The 14,531-nt window shown below is 67.4% G+C and carries 12 protein-coding genes; all 12 read left to right on the top strand.

Going from position 1 to position 14,531, the window contains the following annotated elements:
• Positions 1-9: 9 nt before the first annotated feature.
• Genes ACQPYH_RS32080 through ACQPYH_RS32025 form a run of 12 tightly spaced genes read left to right on the top strand, consistent with a single transcriptional unit; the run spans position 10 to position 14,249 of the window.
• Positions 10-1,290 (top strand): ABC transporter substrate-binding protein, encoded by a 1,281-nt coding sequence (locus ACQPYH_RS32080; protein WP_432878989.1) that lies wholly within the window; start codon positions 10-12, stop codon positions 1,288-1,290.
• Positions 1,287-2,156: a carbohydrate ABC transporter permease gene (locus ACQPYH_RS32075; protein ID WP_432878986.1), complete on the top strand. Its 870-nt coding sequence runs from the start codon at positions 1,287-1,289 to the stop codon at positions 2,154-2,156. Before ACQPYH_RS32080 ends, ACQPYH_RS32075 begins: the two co-directional genes overlap by 4 nt.
• On the top strand, positions 2,153-3,031 hold the full coding sequence (locus ACQPYH_RS32070) for a carbohydrate ABC transporter permease (protein ID WP_432878984.1): 879 nt from the start codon (positions 2,153-2,155) through the stop codon (positions 3,029-3,031). Before ACQPYH_RS32075 ends, ACQPYH_RS32070 begins: the two co-directional genes overlap by 4 nt.
• Positions 3,028-4,959, top strand: a complete 1,932-nt coding sequence (locus ACQPYH_RS32065; protein WP_432878982.1) for a hypothetical protein — start codon at positions 3,028-3,030, stop codon at positions 4,957-4,959. The genes ACQPYH_RS32070 and ACQPYH_RS32065 overlap by 4 nt, the downstream gene beginning before the upstream one ends.
• 18 nt (positions 4,960-4,977) lie before the next feature.
• Positions 4,978-5,772 carry a hypothetical protein gene (locus ACQPYH_RS32060; protein WP_432878980.1) on the top strand — a complete coding sequence of 265 codons (795 nt, stop codon included), beginning with the start codon at positions 4,978-4,980 and terminating at the stop codon, positions 5,770-5,772.
• Between the two features lie 26 nt (positions 5,773-5,798).
• Positions 5,799-7,658: a right-handed parallel beta-helix repeat-containing protein gene (locus ACQPYH_RS32055; protein ID WP_432878977.1), complete on the top strand. Its 1,860-nt coding sequence runs from the start codon at positions 5,799-5,801 to the stop codon at positions 7,656-7,658.
• A gap of 5 nt (positions 7,659-7,663) precedes the next feature.
• Positions 7,664-9,496 (top strand): right-handed parallel beta-helix repeat-containing protein, encoded by a 1,833-nt coding sequence (locus tag ACQPYH_RS32050; RefSeq protein WP_432878976.1) that lies wholly within the window; start codon positions 7,664-7,666, stop codon positions 9,494-9,496.
• Between the two features lie 16 nt (positions 9,497-9,512).
• Positions 9,513-10,259 (top strand): SDR family NAD(P)-dependent oxidoreductase, encoded by a 747-nt coding sequence (locus ACQPYH_RS32045; RefSeq protein ID WP_432878974.1) that lies wholly within the window; start codon positions 9,513-9,515, stop codon positions 10,257-10,259.
• Entirely contained in the window at positions 10,244-11,443 is a 1,200-nt protein-coding gene (locus tag ACQPYH_RS32040; protein WP_432878971.1) for a CaiB/BaiF CoA transferase family protein, read from the top strand. The genes ACQPYH_RS32045 and ACQPYH_RS32040 overlap by 16 nt, the downstream gene beginning before the upstream one ends.
• On the top strand, positions 11,440-12,540 hold the full coding sequence (locus ACQPYH_RS32035) for a hypothetical protein (protein ID WP_432878969.1): 1,101 nt from the start codon (positions 11,440-11,442) through the stop codon (positions 12,538-12,540). Before ACQPYH_RS32040 ends, ACQPYH_RS32035 begins: the two co-directional genes overlap by 4 nt.
• On the top strand, positions 12,533-13,306 hold the full coding sequence (locus ACQPYH_RS32030) for an enoyl-CoA hydratase/isomerase family protein (RefSeq protein ID WP_432878966.1): 774 nt from the start codon (positions 12,533-12,535) through the stop codon (positions 13,304-13,306). Before ACQPYH_RS32035 ends, ACQPYH_RS32030 begins: the two co-directional genes overlap by 8 nt.
• A 4-nt stretch (positions 13,307-13,310) precedes the next feature.
• Positions 13,311-14,249, top strand: a complete 939-nt coding sequence (locus ACQPYH_RS32025) for an MBL fold metallo-hydrolase (RefSeq protein WP_432878964.1) — start codon at positions 13,311-13,313, stop codon at positions 14,247-14,249.
• The last annotated feature ends 282 nt before the right edge of the window (positions 14,250-14,531 follow it).

The raw sequence follows: 14,531 nt of genomic DNA, 5'->3' as shown, positions 1-14,531 counted from the left end.
GATCTCGAAATGGCTCGTTCGGTAGCCCGTACGTTCAAGCGCAGGCTCGGTCTGCTGACATCCGTCGTGATCCTGGTGGGCGCGGCCGGCTGCGGTGGTGGCTTCAGCGACACCAAGGGTGCTGCTGGTGACAGCACCGGTGAAGTGCGCATGCTGGTCAACATCACTCCCAACCTCACCAAGAGCTACTGGGAGGGTCTGGTCAAGCCCTTCGAGGACGCGAACCCGGGCGTCGACGTGAAGATCGAGGCGCCGACCGGTTCCGGTGTGAAGGACACGCTGCCGCAGCTGCTCGCAGCCGGCAACGCGCCGGATGTCGTCGAGACGCTGATGGCGGACAAGGTGCTGGCGCCGCAGATGCTGGACCTGACCGACCAGGCGTGGACCAAGGACACTCCGCTGTCGGAGCAGGCCGCGCTGGACGGCAAGGTCTACACCGTCGGCGTCGGCCAGCAGGCGCAGTCGCTGGTGTTCTACAACAAGGACGCGTTCGCCAAGGCCGGTATCACTGCGCCGCCGAAGGACCTGGACGAGCTGACCGCCGCGATGGGCAAGCTGAAGGCGGCGGGCTACCTGCCGCTGCAGACCGCCGGCGACTACGTGACCGGACTGCAACTGCTGCAGCTCAGTGACCCGTCGATCGCCACCGAGCACCCGGACTGGTACCAGAAGGTCAACGCCAAGGGCCTCCAACTCGGCGACACCATGCTGCCGCTGTTGGAGCGCTACCAGTCCTGGATCAAGAACGGGTACGTCGACAAGAACGCGCTCGGCCTGAAGGACGTCGGCGCGCAGACCAACTTCCTGTCCGGCAAGGCCGGCATGTACATCATGGGCAGCTGGTTCGTCCGGACCGCCGACGACGCGAAGCCGGCGTTCGACCTCGGCGTCTTCGCGGCCCCGCCGGCCGCCGGCCAGCCGTCGCCGGGCCCGCAGGGCGTCACGATGGCCGCGCCGTACATGGTGCTCAAGTCGACCGAGCAGCGCGACCTGTCGGTGAAACTGGTGCAGTGGCTGGTCACCGACAAGGGCGCCGTACAGAGTCAGCTCGCGCAGGACGGCAACTTCCGCAAGGGCTTCACCGACAAGCTGTCGCCGCTCGGCAAGCAGGTGCAGGACATCCTCGACCAGGCGCCGAAGCAGGTCGCCCAGGGTGAGGGGTACGGCGCCAGCACCCTGCCGCAGGGCTTCAACGGGGAGTGGAACAAGGCAGTCCAGAGCCTCTACACGGGGAAGAGCGCCAAGGACGTCGCGACCCGCATGAACACCTGGATGGGCTCGAAATCGTGAGAGCCCGGCTGACGACCCTCAGTATGGTCGGCCCCGCCCTGGTGCTGTTCGTCGTCATGCTGGTCGTCCCGGTCTGTCTGTCGCTCTACCTGAGCCTGACCGACTGGGACGGGTACAGCGCGAACCCGGCGTTCGTGGGGCTCAAGAACTACGTGAACCTGACGCATAGCGCCGAGGCGATCCGGGCGGGCTGGGTGACGCTCCTGATCGCTGCTGTCGGCACCGTCCTGCTCAGCGTGCTGGGACTCGGCTTCGCCCTGCTGGTGAACGGCGCCTCCCGGCTGAACGCGCTGTTCCGGATCGTGCTGTTCTACCCACACGTCCTGAGCGCACTGGTCGTCGGCTTCCTGTGGAGCGCCGTCCTCGGTACGTCGGGAGTCGTCAACGGATGGCTGACGTCGAAGGGCGCGGAGGTGCTGCCCTTCCTGTCCAATCCGAACTGGGCGCTCGCCAGCCTCATCGGCGTGCTCGTGTGGGCGGGGTTCGGCGTGAACGTCGTCCTCTACCTGGCCGGCCTGCAGACCATCTCGCGTGACCTGCTGGAGGCCGCGCGGATCGACGGTGCATCAGCCAGGCAGACGTTCTTCAACGTCACGCTGCCCGCGCTCGCACCGGTCGTCACAGTCAATCTGGTGCTGTCGCTGGTGACACTGCTGAAGACGTACGACCTGGTGGTGTCGCTGACCGGCGGCGGACCGGCCGGATCGACCCAGACAGCGGCGTACCTGATCCTGTGGGACTCGTTCCACAACAACGCGCTCGGGTTCGGCTCGGCGCAGAGCGTCGTACTGATGGTGATCACCGCCGGACTCGCCCTGACCGTTGCGCGGCTGCGTGCGCGTGCCGACCGAGGAGTGCAGGCATGAGCGCGCTCCGGATGCCGCGGGTGGCGAGTGTGCAGCTGAAACCCTTGCGAACAAAGGGCTGGGGACGCGTCGCGTTCATGGTGCTGGTCAGCGTGCTGATGCTGGTGCCGATGTACCTGCTGGTCGTCAGCGCGTTCAAGTCGCAGCAGGACATCCTCGCGCACCCGTTCTCGCTGTCGCCGGATCAGCTCACCACGCAGTACCTGAAGAAGGCGGCGACGAACCCCGACTTCAACATCCTCAAGGGGTACGCCGTCACGATCCTGTTCGTGGTCTCGGTGAACGTCCTCTCGGTGGCGCTCGCCGGACCGGTGTCGTACGTGATCGCCCGGCGCAGCGAGCGCCGGTACCGGATGCTTCTGCTGCTGTTCGTGGCCGGCACGTTCATCCCGAGCCAGGTGCTGGTGATCCCGGTGGTCTACACGCTGAAGTTCCTCGGGCTGATGGGCACGATTCCCGGGTTCGTGCTGTTCGAGACCACGCTGACGCTGCCGTTCTCGATCTTCCTGTACGCCGGCTACATCATGACGATCCCGGTCAGCCTGGACGAGGCGGCCGCGGTCGACGGAGCCGGCAAACACCGGGTGTTCTGGTCGATCGTGTTCCCGCTGATGAAACCGGCCGTGGTGACGATGGTCATCCTGAACACGTTCTCGGTCTGGAACGACTTCGTGAATCCGCAGATCATCCTCGGCCCGGGCAGCGGTCTCTACACCGTGACGACCGGCGTGTACGCCGCGGTGAGCCAGTACTCCACCGACTACACGGTGGTGTTCCCGACGCTGCTGCTCGCGGTGGCTCCGTTGCTGGTGGTCTTCGTGCTGCTCCAGAAGCACGTGATCAGCGGCCTGACCGCGGGGGCGACCAAGGGATGAACGAGCCGATAGCCGAACCGATTGTCGCCGAGACCCCGATCGGTACGCCGCCCGCCTGGGCGATCATGCAGCGCCGCCTGTTCGACGTGATGGACGAGGGCTGGTGGCTTTTCCGCGAGCGCTACTGCCTGCCGGACGGCAGCCTGCGGTACGCCGGTCCGATGCAGAGCCGGGACGGCGCGGACGACTTCTACGAGGCGTTCGTGAACTGGCCGGTGCTCTACCAGCTCGGTGGCGCCGACGACCTGATCGACGTGTCGAAGTGGCACTGGGAAGGCGTGACCCGACAGCTCACCGACCTGGGCTTCCTGACCGGTGAGTTCGAGCGCGGGTACGACTGGTTCCACATCGGCGAGTCGATGATCTTCTTCTACTCGCTGTGTGCCGCCGACCCGACCGACGAGGTGTTCCGCGAACGCGCGTACCGGTTCGCCGAGCTCTACCTGCCGGGCTCGCCGGCCGGCAACTACGACCCGGCGACGCGGACGATCCGCGCACCGCACAACGGTGCCGGCGGTCCGCGCTGGGGCATCAATGACGAGTGGCACACGTTCGGCGCCGACCAGGCGAAGATGTCGATCTTCGGGCTGCCGCTGTCCGGCGTACCCGGGATCGGCAGCTGGGACGACCTGAAGGATCCGGCGAACGCGGACCTGATGGGCGCGGAGATGATCCGCCGGCTCGGTGCCGGTGACTCCGCGGTCAACCTGGCGGCGACGACGCTGACTGCGAACGCCTGGCTCTACGACCACAGCGACCGGTTCGCCGCGTGGACGCTGGAGTACCTCGACGCCTGGGAGGAGCGGGCCAAGGCGAACGGCGGACTGCTTCCGGACAACGTCGGCCCGAACGGCATCGTCGGCGAGCTCCACGACGGACGTTGGTACGGCGGCAACTACGGCTGGAACTGGCCCCACGGCGTCTACAGCGTCGGCTCGGCCGCGTGCATCGCGGCGCTGAACGGCGTCGTACTGACAGGTGACCAGAAGCGGCTGGACTTCGCCCGGCAGTTGCTGGACCACCTGTACGAGCGTGGCATCAGCGGCGCCGTCGACGACACCGAGCTGAGTATCCGGGACCGCTGGGAGGCTGAGCTCGGTGAGGACTGCGCCAGCCCGACCCTGCTGATCCCGAACCGGCACAACGACGACGGCTGGTTCGACTATCAGCCACCCCAGCTCGGACTGCCGATGTGGTTGTGGCAGGCCGCGTTCGAGTCGGGTGACCGCGACCGGTTGACCAAGCTGCGGCAGCGCAGCGGTTACGACTGGCGGACGGTCCGCGACTTCCGCAACAAGGAGGACGCCGGCCACGAAGCACCATGGCTCGCCTACCTGGCCGGGGACAACCCCGGCTACCCGGAGGCGATGCTGGGCGTCGCACTGTCGCAGGTGCAACGCCGGATGGACCTGATGGCTGTCGACACCGTCGAGCCGGCCGACCTGAACATCCACCACTGGCAACGCCACAACCCGGTCGCCACCGAGGCGCTGCTCCAGCTGACCACAGGTACGCCGCAGCTGCTGTACAACGGCGGACTGCTGCCGATGCGTGTGCTCTACCTGGACGCCGACCGCGGACGACCCGGTCTGCCACCTGACGTGGCCGCACTGGTCGACACGGTCGAGCCGGATCGGACCGGTCTGCAGCTGGTCAACCTGTCCGCGACCCAGACCCGCAGAGTGGTCGTTCAGGCCGGGAGCTTCGGAACAGACCGCATCGACGAGGCAACGATCTCGACTGCGACCGGGGAGTACCCCGGACCGTCACCGGCGTACACCTCGACCCCGCCGGCGGTCGGCAGCCGCACGGTTGTTGTCAGCAGCAACAGACTCGACGTGACGATGCCGCCCGGCCGGAGCATCCGGCTGGACCTGCGGCTGACACCGAACACCTACCGCGCCGCCCATCTGGCGCTTGGCCAATAGAGATTACTGAGGAGATATATGAGCAGCACGGAGCAAGCCCCGGTGACGCCGGTCTGGGACCTACCGGTGCGCGGCGAGAACCCGCCGGCATCCGATCCCGGCCTGGTCGAGCGGCTGTCCGCGATCGGGTCGGCCACCGCCTGCGCCCGGTTGCACAACCAGGGCATCCGCCGGACCTTCGTCGACGGTCCGACCAGCATGTTCCCCGGCAAGAAGGTCGTCGGCCGCGCGCTGACCCTGCAGTTCATGCCGCAACGTGAGGACATCGCCGACGGGCAGACCCAGGAGTACATCGAGCGCAGTACGGCGCTGTGGGCCGTGCTCGACGAGATCCAGCCCGGCGACGTCCTGGTGGTCCAGGCCTACGGCAGCCACACCACCGGCTGCTTCGGCGACATGCTGGTCCGCTACTTCAAGCTCCGCGGCGGGGCCGGCATCGTCGTCGACGGCCGGATCCGCGACCTGCCTAGGGTGTCGGAGCTGGACGTGCCGATCTGGTCGACCGGCGCCACCCCGCACTATGCCTCCCAGTCCGAACTGTTCCCGTGGGCGTACAACGTCCCGGTGGCGGTCGGCGGCGTCCTGACGCTGCCAGGTGACCTGGTGCTCGCCGACGACGACGGTGCGGTCGTCGTACCCCGGCAGCGTGCGCAGTCGGTCGTCGACGCGGCGGCCGAGCACGACGCCTGGGAGAAGTTCAGCCGGCGCCGTATCGACGAGGGCGCCCCGTTGCGTGACTACTACCCCCTGACCGAGAAGACCCGTCTCGAGTACGAGCGCTGGCGCAGCCACAACGGCAACGCCGGCGACTGACCTCCGAGGAGAGGACCCCGCCCAACATGTCCAACAGAACCAGGCGTACGGCGCTCAGCGTCGGCGCCGGGGTGGTCGCGGCTGCCCTGGTGACCGTCGCGGCCATCAACTTCAACGCCCAACCCGCAGGTGCCGTCGACTGCAAGACCTTCTGGGTCGCCACCGACGGCAACGACTCCGCCAAAGGCACCGAGCAGAGCCCGTGGAAGTCGATCACCCGGGCCCGTGACGAGATCCGGAACAAGCACCTCAACGACCGGATGAACTGCGACATCACCGTCAACCTGAAGGCCGGCGACTACCCGGTCGCGAACACCGTCGACTTCGACGAGCAGGACTCCGGGAAGAACGGCCATCGGGTCGTCTACCGCAGCGTCGACGGTCCCGGCAAGGCGAACCTCGAAGGCGCCGAGGAGATCACCGGCTGGGAGCCGTACAAGGACGGCATCTACAAGGCCAAGGTCGACGCGTCGAAGCCGTTCTACACGCTCTTCGAGGACGGCAAGCGCGCCACCAACGCCCGGTACCCGAACCGCGGCAGCGACGAGCAGTGGTCGCCGTACCTGCGCTCCGTCCTCTATGAAGAGGACAAGATGGATGTCCACAACTGGCTCTACGGCAACCCGGGCGACTGGGACCCCACGTGGGACATGAGCCAGGCGTCGGTGACGATCTGGTCCGGTGGCTCGTGGTCGTGGTTCACCGACACGATCCCGTTGCTGGACACCAACTTCAAGAAGACCCAGACCACACTGAAGTACTGGACCCGCTACGCCATGGTCAACAGCAACGGCGGCTCGCGGTACTTCTTCCAGAACTCACTGAGCTTCCTGGACCAGCCGGGGGAGTACTACCTCGACTACAAGGCCGGTGAGGTCTACTACAAGCCGCTCGGCGGCACGATGGAAGGCGTCAAGGTGCTGCGGCCCACGGTGAAGACCGTGCTGAACCTGGCGGGCGAGTCGGCACAGAACCGGCTGCACGACGTCGCGTTCGACGGTCTAGGCGTCCAGTACTCCGACTTCGTCAGCTGGTACCGCAACGGCTGGGTGGCCGGTGGGGACGCCGGTGTCGAACACAAGTACCCGGAGTACGACCGGCAGATCGAGATGCCGCGGAACCGCTTCGGTGCGATCACGCTGACCAACACGAGCAACATCGACCTGAGCCGGCTGCACCTGTCCGACACCGGGTTCACGGGCATCTACCTGCTGTTCGCCAACGACCACACGAAGATCACCGACAGCCTGCTGGAGAACATCGGTGCCGACGGCATCAAGGTCGAGGGCGGGTGGCCGGGTGAAGGCGACCTGAGCAACCACCACACGATCTCGAACGTGTTCATCGACCACATCGGTGAGCTGGTCCCCGGTGATGCCTCGGGCATCGAGTTGATGGACACCGGCAACAACACGGTGACGAACGTCGAGGTGAAGCACAGCGCCCGCTACGGCATCAGCCTGGAGTCGCGGCCTGAGGTCAAGGACGGCGACCAGTACGCGAACGGCAACACGTTCAAGTACATCAAGCTGGAGGAGATGGGCCTCGACAGCGGCGACATGGGCGCCTTCTACACCTACGGCGTGGACAACCAGGAGCCGCACCCGATCCAGAACAGCGTCGACCAGATGGTGATCGGCGACGTCATCCCGGACCCGTCGATGCCGGACGCCGGCGGGACGCGCGGTGTCCACATGGACGCCGGTGGGTGTGGATTTGCCTTCAGCAACGTCCAGGTGGGCAAGGTGACCGACCAGAAGTACCAGTCCTACCAGTGCAACCAGGTGACCAACGCCGACTGGGACACCGGCTTCGACGCGTCGAAGATGGAGTACGACAAGATCGGCGTCCTACCCACCTTCCCGTACGACGTAGCGGGCCGGTGACGCGGATGAAGGTCCTCGGCGGGGTAGTCGTCGGAGTCGCCCTGGCAGTGATAGGTGCGGGCTCGGCACTGGGAGCGGGCCCGAAGAACGAGGCCACCCGGTGTGACGCGCTGTGGGTCTCGCCGAACGGCAACGACCAGGGCCCGGGCAGTGAGAAGAAGCCCTGGAAGACGGTCGAGCACGCCCGCGACACCTTGCGGATGCGCAGCCACGCCGGCTGTACCACGGTCGTGAACCTGAAGGCCGGCACGTACCAGGTCGACAGGACAATCACCTTCGACGACCGCGACTCGAACGTGACGTATCGCAGCGTCGACGGTCCGGGCAAGGCCGTGTTCGAGGCGGGCCGGGAGGTGACCAGCTGGACGCCGTACAAGGACGGCATCTTCAAGGCGCCGGTCGACGTCAGCCAGCCGTTCTACAGCCTGTACGCCGACGGGAAGCGGGCCACCACTGCCCGGTACCCGAACCGGGAGTCCGACGAGAAGTGGGCGCCGTACCTGCGGTCGATCCTGTTCGACCCGACCAAGGAAGCGGTGCACGACCAGCTCGGGTTCAACACCGGTGACATCGACCCGTCCTGGGACCTCCGGCTCGGTACGTCGTGGCCCGCGCAGGTGACGGTCTGGTCCGGCGGCTCGTGGTCGTGGTTCACCGACACGATCCCGATGCTCGACATCAACTTCACCAAGAAGCGCACCACGCTGGTGTATCCGGCGCGGTACGGCTTCATCAACTCCGGCGGCGGCTCCCGCTACTACGTCCAGAACTCGCTGAGCCTGCTCGACCAGGCCGGTGAGTACTACCTGGACTACCCGGCGAAGACGCTGTACTACAAGCCGGCCGGCGGCACGATGGACGGTGTGACGGTCTACCGGCCGACCCAGACCCAGGTGTTCTCGATCGAGGGCGCGTCGGTGAACCGGCGGGTGGAGAACCTGACACTCGACGGTCTGACCATCCAGCACACCGACTTCATGGACTGGTACCGGTACGGCTGGAACGGGACGGGTGACTCCGGGATCAAGCACAAGTACCCGAAGTACGACACCCAGATCGAGATGCCGCGGAACCAGTGGGGCGCGATCACCCTGACCAACACCCGCGGTGTCAAACTCACCGGACTGCATCTGCAGCAGACCGGGTTCACCGCGATCGAGCTGCTGTTCGCGAACGAGAAGACCACGGTCTCGGACAGTCTGCTCGAGCATCTCGGCAACGACGGCATCAAGGTCGAGGGCGGGTACCCGGGCGAAGGTGATGTTGCCCATGGCAACACCTTCACGAACAACTACATCCATCACATCGGTGAGCTGGTGCCGGGCGACTCGGCCGGCGTCGAGATCATGAACAGCGGCGGCAACGAGGTCAGTCACACCGTCGTCGAACACGGCGCGCGGTACGGCATCAGCATCGAGTCCCGGCCGGAGATCCCGAACGCGGACAACTACACCGGCGGCAACACGGTCCACCATGTGCGGTTGTCGCATCTGGCACAGGACAGCGGCGACACCGGTCCGTTCTACGCGTACGGCGTCCGCAACGAGCCGCCGTACACGCCGGACGCCAAGGTGTCGCAGCTGATCGTCGACGACGCGAACGCCGATCCGTCGATGCCGGACGCGAAGCCGTACGGCGTGCACATGGACTTCGGCGGCTGCGGGTTCGCGTTCTCGGACATCAAGGTGACCAACATCGCGAGCGACCCGTACCACGGGCCGTCCGCCGGACCGTGCGACACGTTCGCGAACGTGAGCTGGGAAGCCGGGTTCGACGATTCGTTGATGCAGTACGACCAGATCGGCGTACTGCCGTCCTTTCCCTACGAGAAGCCCTGAGAGTTCTGAGAGTTCTATGGATACCGAGAGATTCTCGGGCAAGGTCGCGCTGATCACCGGAGGTGCCTCCGGGATCGGCGCGGCCAGTGCCCGGCGGTTCGCCGCCGAGGGCGGCACCGTGATCGTCTGCGATCGTTCCTTCGCCGCGGCCGAGCAGGTCGCGGCGGAGGTCGGCGGCAAGGCGTACGAGCTCGACGTGACCGACCTCGAGCGGACGCTGGAGGTGGTCGCCGAGGTCGGTGACGTGCACGTACTGGTCAGCGCGGCCGGTGTCGACGTCTGTGACACCGTCCCGAACACGTCCCCGGACGAGTGGCGGACGATCCTCGACGTCGACCTGACCGGCGTCTACAACTCGTGCCGGGCCGTCCTGCCGCGGTTCGTCGAGCAGGGCGGCGGTGCGATCGTGACGATCTCGTCCGCGATCGGCACCGTCGGCGAGCGGAACAGGTCGGCGTACTGCGCGGCGAAGGCCGGCGTGGAGAACCTGACCCGGGCGATGGCGCTGGATCACGGCCTGGCCGGCGTACGGGCGAACTGTGTCGCGCCCGGGCTGATCGACACGCCGCTGATCCGCAACGGCAAGGTGGGCGGCGAGGGCGACCCGGGCGCCATGCAGGCGATGGTCGACCGGCACCATGCGCTCGGCCGGATCGGGCAGCCGGAGGAGGTCGCGGCGGCGATCGCGTTCCTGGCCAGTGACGACGCGTCGTTCATCACGGGTGCGGTGCTGCCGGTGGACGCGGGATGGACGGCGCAATGAACATCCTCGGCGGCTACCGGGTGCTCGACCTGTCCGTGGCGATGGCCGGGCCGCTGGCGGCGATGCGGCTCGGTGACCTCGGCGCGGACGTCGTGAAGGTCGAGCCGGTGTCCGGTGAGTGGCAGCGGCACACGTCCGCCGGCGGTGCCGTCGGCAACGAGGTGAACGCGTCATTCTTGTCCCTGAACCGCAACAAGCGCAGTCTGGCCGTCGACCTCAAGTCGGAGGAGGGGCGCGAGCTCCTCTATGAGCTGGTGCGCACGGCCGACGTGTTCCTGCAGAACTACCGGCCCGGTGTGGCCGCACGACTCGGGGTCGACTACGAGACCCTGCGCGCACTGAAGCCCTCGCTCGTCTACGTCTCGATCTCCGGGTACGGCGAGACCGGTCCGTACTCCGACTGGCCCGGACAGGACCTGCTGGTCCAGGCCATGAGCGGTGCGCTGTTCAGCGCCGGCCGACCGGACGAGCCGCCCGTTGCGGCGCCGTACTTCCTCGCGGACGCCGTCACGGCGTACACGGCCTTCGAAGGTGTGCTGGCCGCTCTGCTACACCGTGAGCGCACCGGCGAAGGACAGCTCGTTCAGGTGAACATGCTGGACGCGGTGATCGCACTGCAGATGCAGGAGCTGTCGGTGCACACTGTCGGCGGCGTACCGCAGACGCGGTCCGACGAGGTCCACGCGCACAGTTACATCAGAGCGCCGTACGGGATCTTCACGACGGCTGACGGGTATATCTCGCTGGCGTTCGCGAACCTGCCGGTGCTGGCCGAAGTGCTGGATGCTCCACAGCTCGCCGGACTGGACGCGGAGCGCGACGGGTTCGCCCGTCGCGACGAGATCGCGGCAGCGGTGTCGGCCGCGCTGCGCAGGGAGACCACCGAGCACTGGCTGCTCAAACTGCGCGAACGCGGCGTCTGGTGCGGCCCGGTTCTCTCGTACGACGATCTGCGCACCGACCCGCAGGTACTGCACAACGAGTCATTCGTGACGTACGAGCACCCGACCGAGGGCACGGTGACGACCCCTGGGTTCCCGTACCGCTTCAGCCGGACGCCGGCCGAAGTACATCGACCGGCGCCGCTGGTGGGTGAGCACACGGACGAACTGCTGACCGAGCTCGGCCTGTCCCCGGCGAAACGCCGAGCACTGTTCGAGCGCGGCGCGGTGGTGTCGCCGTGACAGTGCGGTTGCGCGGACTGACCTGGGATCATCCACGCGGCTACCGGCCGCTGGCGGAGTACTCGTGTCCAGGTGTCGAGGTGGAGTGGGACCGGCAGCTGTTGTCAGGCTTCGAGTCCACGCCGTTGATGGAGCTGGCGGAGCGGTACGACCTGTTGGTGATCGATCATCCCGGTCTCGGCGCGGCGATCGAAGCCGGTGCCGTACTGCCGGTGGAGGATGTGTTCTCGGCCGAGGACCTGGCGGTGTGGCAGTCGCGGGCGGTGCAGCCGACCTGGGAGAGCTATCAGGTGGACGGGCACGGGTGGGCACTCCCACTCGACGCGGCGACGCAGGCCTGCCTCTACCGACCGGACCGGTTGGGACCACCTACTACCTGGTCCGAGGTGCTGGAACTATCGAGCGTCGTACTGTGCGTTGCCGGGCCGCATGCAGGGCTGATGCTGCTGGGCATGGCTGGTGATCGCACTGGTGAGCACCTCCTCGATCGACGGCGTGCCGTGGAAGCGCTGGAGGTACTGCGCGCAGTCTGGTCCCGCAGCGAGCAGGCGTTCGCAGACCTCGACCCGATCGGTATCCATGAGCTCCTGGCTGTAGCGGGCCGAGGCCGAGAGCCGGCGTGCTGCCCGCTGGTCTACAGCTACGCGTACTACGGCCGGACCACACCGGACCGTGTCGCCTTGGCGTGGTCCGCTGCACCTCGGCTTCGAGCCGACGATGCCGTAGGCAACGGCACGCTCGGTGGGACCGGGCTGGCCGTGACGCCGCGCGCCTATTCCAAGGTGCTCGCGGTGACGAAGTACGTGCGCGGACTGCTCGACGTGCGTACGCAACTGGAGCTGGTGTCCGCGGTCGGTGGGCAGTCCGCGACGGCGGCGGTCTGGGAGTCCGAGGCGGTGGATCGGGCGTGGAACGGGCACTATTCGGCGACGCTCGGGACCCTGCGGACGTCGTACGTCCGGCCGCGGTTCGACGGCTGGATCGGATTCCAGGACGAGCTGTCCGAGCGGGTGCGGGAGTTGCTGGACAGTGACGACGACCCGGCTCGCGCGGTCGACCGGATCGAGGAGGACTACGGGAAGGTGCGTCATGGATGACGGGCGGATTCGCTTCGAGCAGGACGGGTACGTCGGTCTGCTCACCCTCGACCGGCCGGCCAAGCTGAACGCGGCCACCCGCTCGATGAGCACCGAGCTGCTCGACCTGATTCCGCGGATCGACGAGGACCCGTCGATCCGCGCGGTCGTGGTGACGGGCGCCGGTGAGCGCGCCTTCTCGGTCGGCAGCGATATCGGCGAGCTCGACCGGTACGACGGCCCGTGGCACTTCCGGAACCGGCGCGACTACTGCGACGCCCTGCGCTCGCTCCGTACGCCGGTGATCGCCGCGGTCAACGGTTACGCGTACGGCGGCGGGCTCGAGCTGGCGCTGTCGTGCGACATCCGGCTCGCCTCGTCGACGGCGAGTTTCGCGGCGGCCGAGATCAAGCTCGGGTGGATCGGCGGCGGGGGAGTGACGGCGCTGCTCGCGGCCTCGGTGCCGGCCAGCGACGCGGCCGCGATGCTGCTGACCGGCGATCCGGTCGACGCGGTCGAGGCGTTGCGGATCGGATTGGTCAGCAGGATCGTCGGGCCCGGCGAATTGTTGCCTACCGCAACCGAGCTGGCGCACCGGATTGCCGCGCGGCCACCGGTCGCGGCCGCCGCCGCGAAGGCGAACCTGCGCGCCGCCTGGTCGATGGGCCTGGAGTCGGCCATCCAGTACGAGCGCGAGCTGCAGGCTGTTGCCCTAGGCACGCAGGACGCCACCGAGGGACGGGCTGCCTTCGCGGAACGGCGTACCGGAACTTTCGAAGGACGGTGAGCTTGTGCCTGACGAGATCGCGCCGGCCATTCACCGGCTGGCGACGGATTATCCGCATGTGTGCGGACTGCCGCTCTGGTTGTACGTGATCGACGCGGGTTCCGAGGTGGTGTTGCTGGACTCCGGGATCGCGTCGACCCCGGAGTCGTCGACGGCGCCCGAGCTGGCGGCGCTCGGCATGGGACTGTCGGATCTGACGTTGGTGGTCAACAGTCATGCGCATCCAGACCACATGGGCGGGAACGCCGTACTGCAGAAGCACAGCAGGGCGCGGTTCGCCGCGCCGGCGTTGGAAGCCGGGTGGTTGGAGGACAACGAGCGGCTGCTGACCGAGCTGTGGGGTTCGGACCCGGACGCGATGGAGCTGTCGGAGGACGAGCGGTCCGAGCTGCTCGGGATGCTGGACGACCGGGTCCGGATCGACGTTCTGCTGCGCGACGGGGATCGGCTGCCCGGTGACCGTCCCTTGCAGGTCATCACGACCAGCGGGCACAGTCCGGGACACATCGCCGTACTGGACGAACCGTCGCGGACCTTGTTCACCTTCGACGACGTGCAGGGGCGGGGCCGGCCGTTCCTCGATAGTGCGGTGTGGCTCGCGCCGCTTTATACCGATGTGATTCGGTATACCAACGGATTGCGCAGGCTCCTCGAGTTGGACTTCGACGCGCTCGTGCCGTCGCACGGCGACCCGGTGGACGCGACCGCCGGCCGCGCGCTGATCGAGGCGAGCCTGGCCTGGGTGAACGACGTCGACACCCTGACCGCGGAGCTGCTGCGGACGCAGGGTTCGCTGACTGTCCGTGACCTGGCCGGTGCCATCGGCACCGATCTCGGGCCGTACGGCGGCATCAACCTGCAGACCGTCCGGATGGCCCGGGCGCATCTCGAGCACCTGGCGAGGCGCGGGGCCGCCGAGCCTCGCTGGCACTCCCGGGACTGACCCGTCGAACCGGCCCGATCCGCCGAACTTCCGGTAGACACTGCCGATTCCCGCGTGACGCACCGCCCGGAGCTGCGCTCCACCCCAAGACGCGACAATATCGAACAAAGGGGAACGGAAAGCGCTCTCCCGTCCGGGAGCGACGGCAACCATCCAGGGAGTCTCGCGTGACTCGAACCGATGCAATGTCCGGTCTTCGGACCGGCCGCCCCACATCGAAAGAAGGCGCCGCCGGGCCGGGATCCGGTCCACCGGGCACGGCTACGGACAGTAGGTCCGGCA

Origin of the sequence: Kribbella sp. CA-245084, from assembly GCF_050942355.1 — a bacterium.
Taxonomy (GTDB): Bacteria; Actinomycetota; Actinomycetes; order Propionibacteriales; family Kribbellaceae; genus Kribbella.
This window is presented reverse-complemented; position numbering and strand designations above follow the sequence as displayed.

Coding starts and splice junctions, on each gene's coding strand:
- ACQPYH_RS32055 (WP_432878977.1), top strand. CDS start 5,799: ATGTCCAACAGAACCAGGCGTACGGCGCTCAGCGTCGGCGCCGGGGTG.
- ACQPYH_RS32060 (WP_432878980.1), top strand. CDS start 4,978: ATGAGCAGCACGGAGCAAGCCCCGGTGACGCCGGTCTGGGACCTACCG.
- ACQPYH_RS32040 (WP_432878971.1), top strand. CDS start 10,244: ATGGACGGCGCAATGAACATCCTCGGCGGCTACCGGGTGCTCGACCTG.
- ACQPYH_RS32080 (WP_432878989.1), top strand. CDS start 10: ATGGCTCGTTCGGTAGCCCGTACGTTCAAGCGCAGGCTCGGTCTGCTG.
- ACQPYH_RS32030 (WP_432878966.1), top strand. CDS start 12,533: ATGGATGACGGGCGGATTCGCTTCGAGCAGGACGGGTACGTCGGTCTG.
- ACQPYH_RS32050 (WP_432878976.1), top strand. CDS start 7,664: ATGAAGGTCCTCGGCGGGGTAGTCGTCGGAGTCGCCCTGGCAGTGATA.
- ACQPYH_RS32045 (WP_432878974.1), top strand. CDS start 9,513: ATGGATACCGAGAGATTCTCGGGCAAGGTCGCGCTGATCACCGGAGGT.
- ACQPYH_RS32070 (WP_432878984.1), top strand. CDS start 2,153: ATGAGCGCGCTCCGGATGCCGCGGGTGGCGAGTGTGCAGCTGAAACCC.
- ACQPYH_RS32065 (WP_432878982.1), top strand. CDS start 3,028: ATGAACGAGCCGATAGCCGAACCGATTGTCGCCGAGACCCCGATCGGT.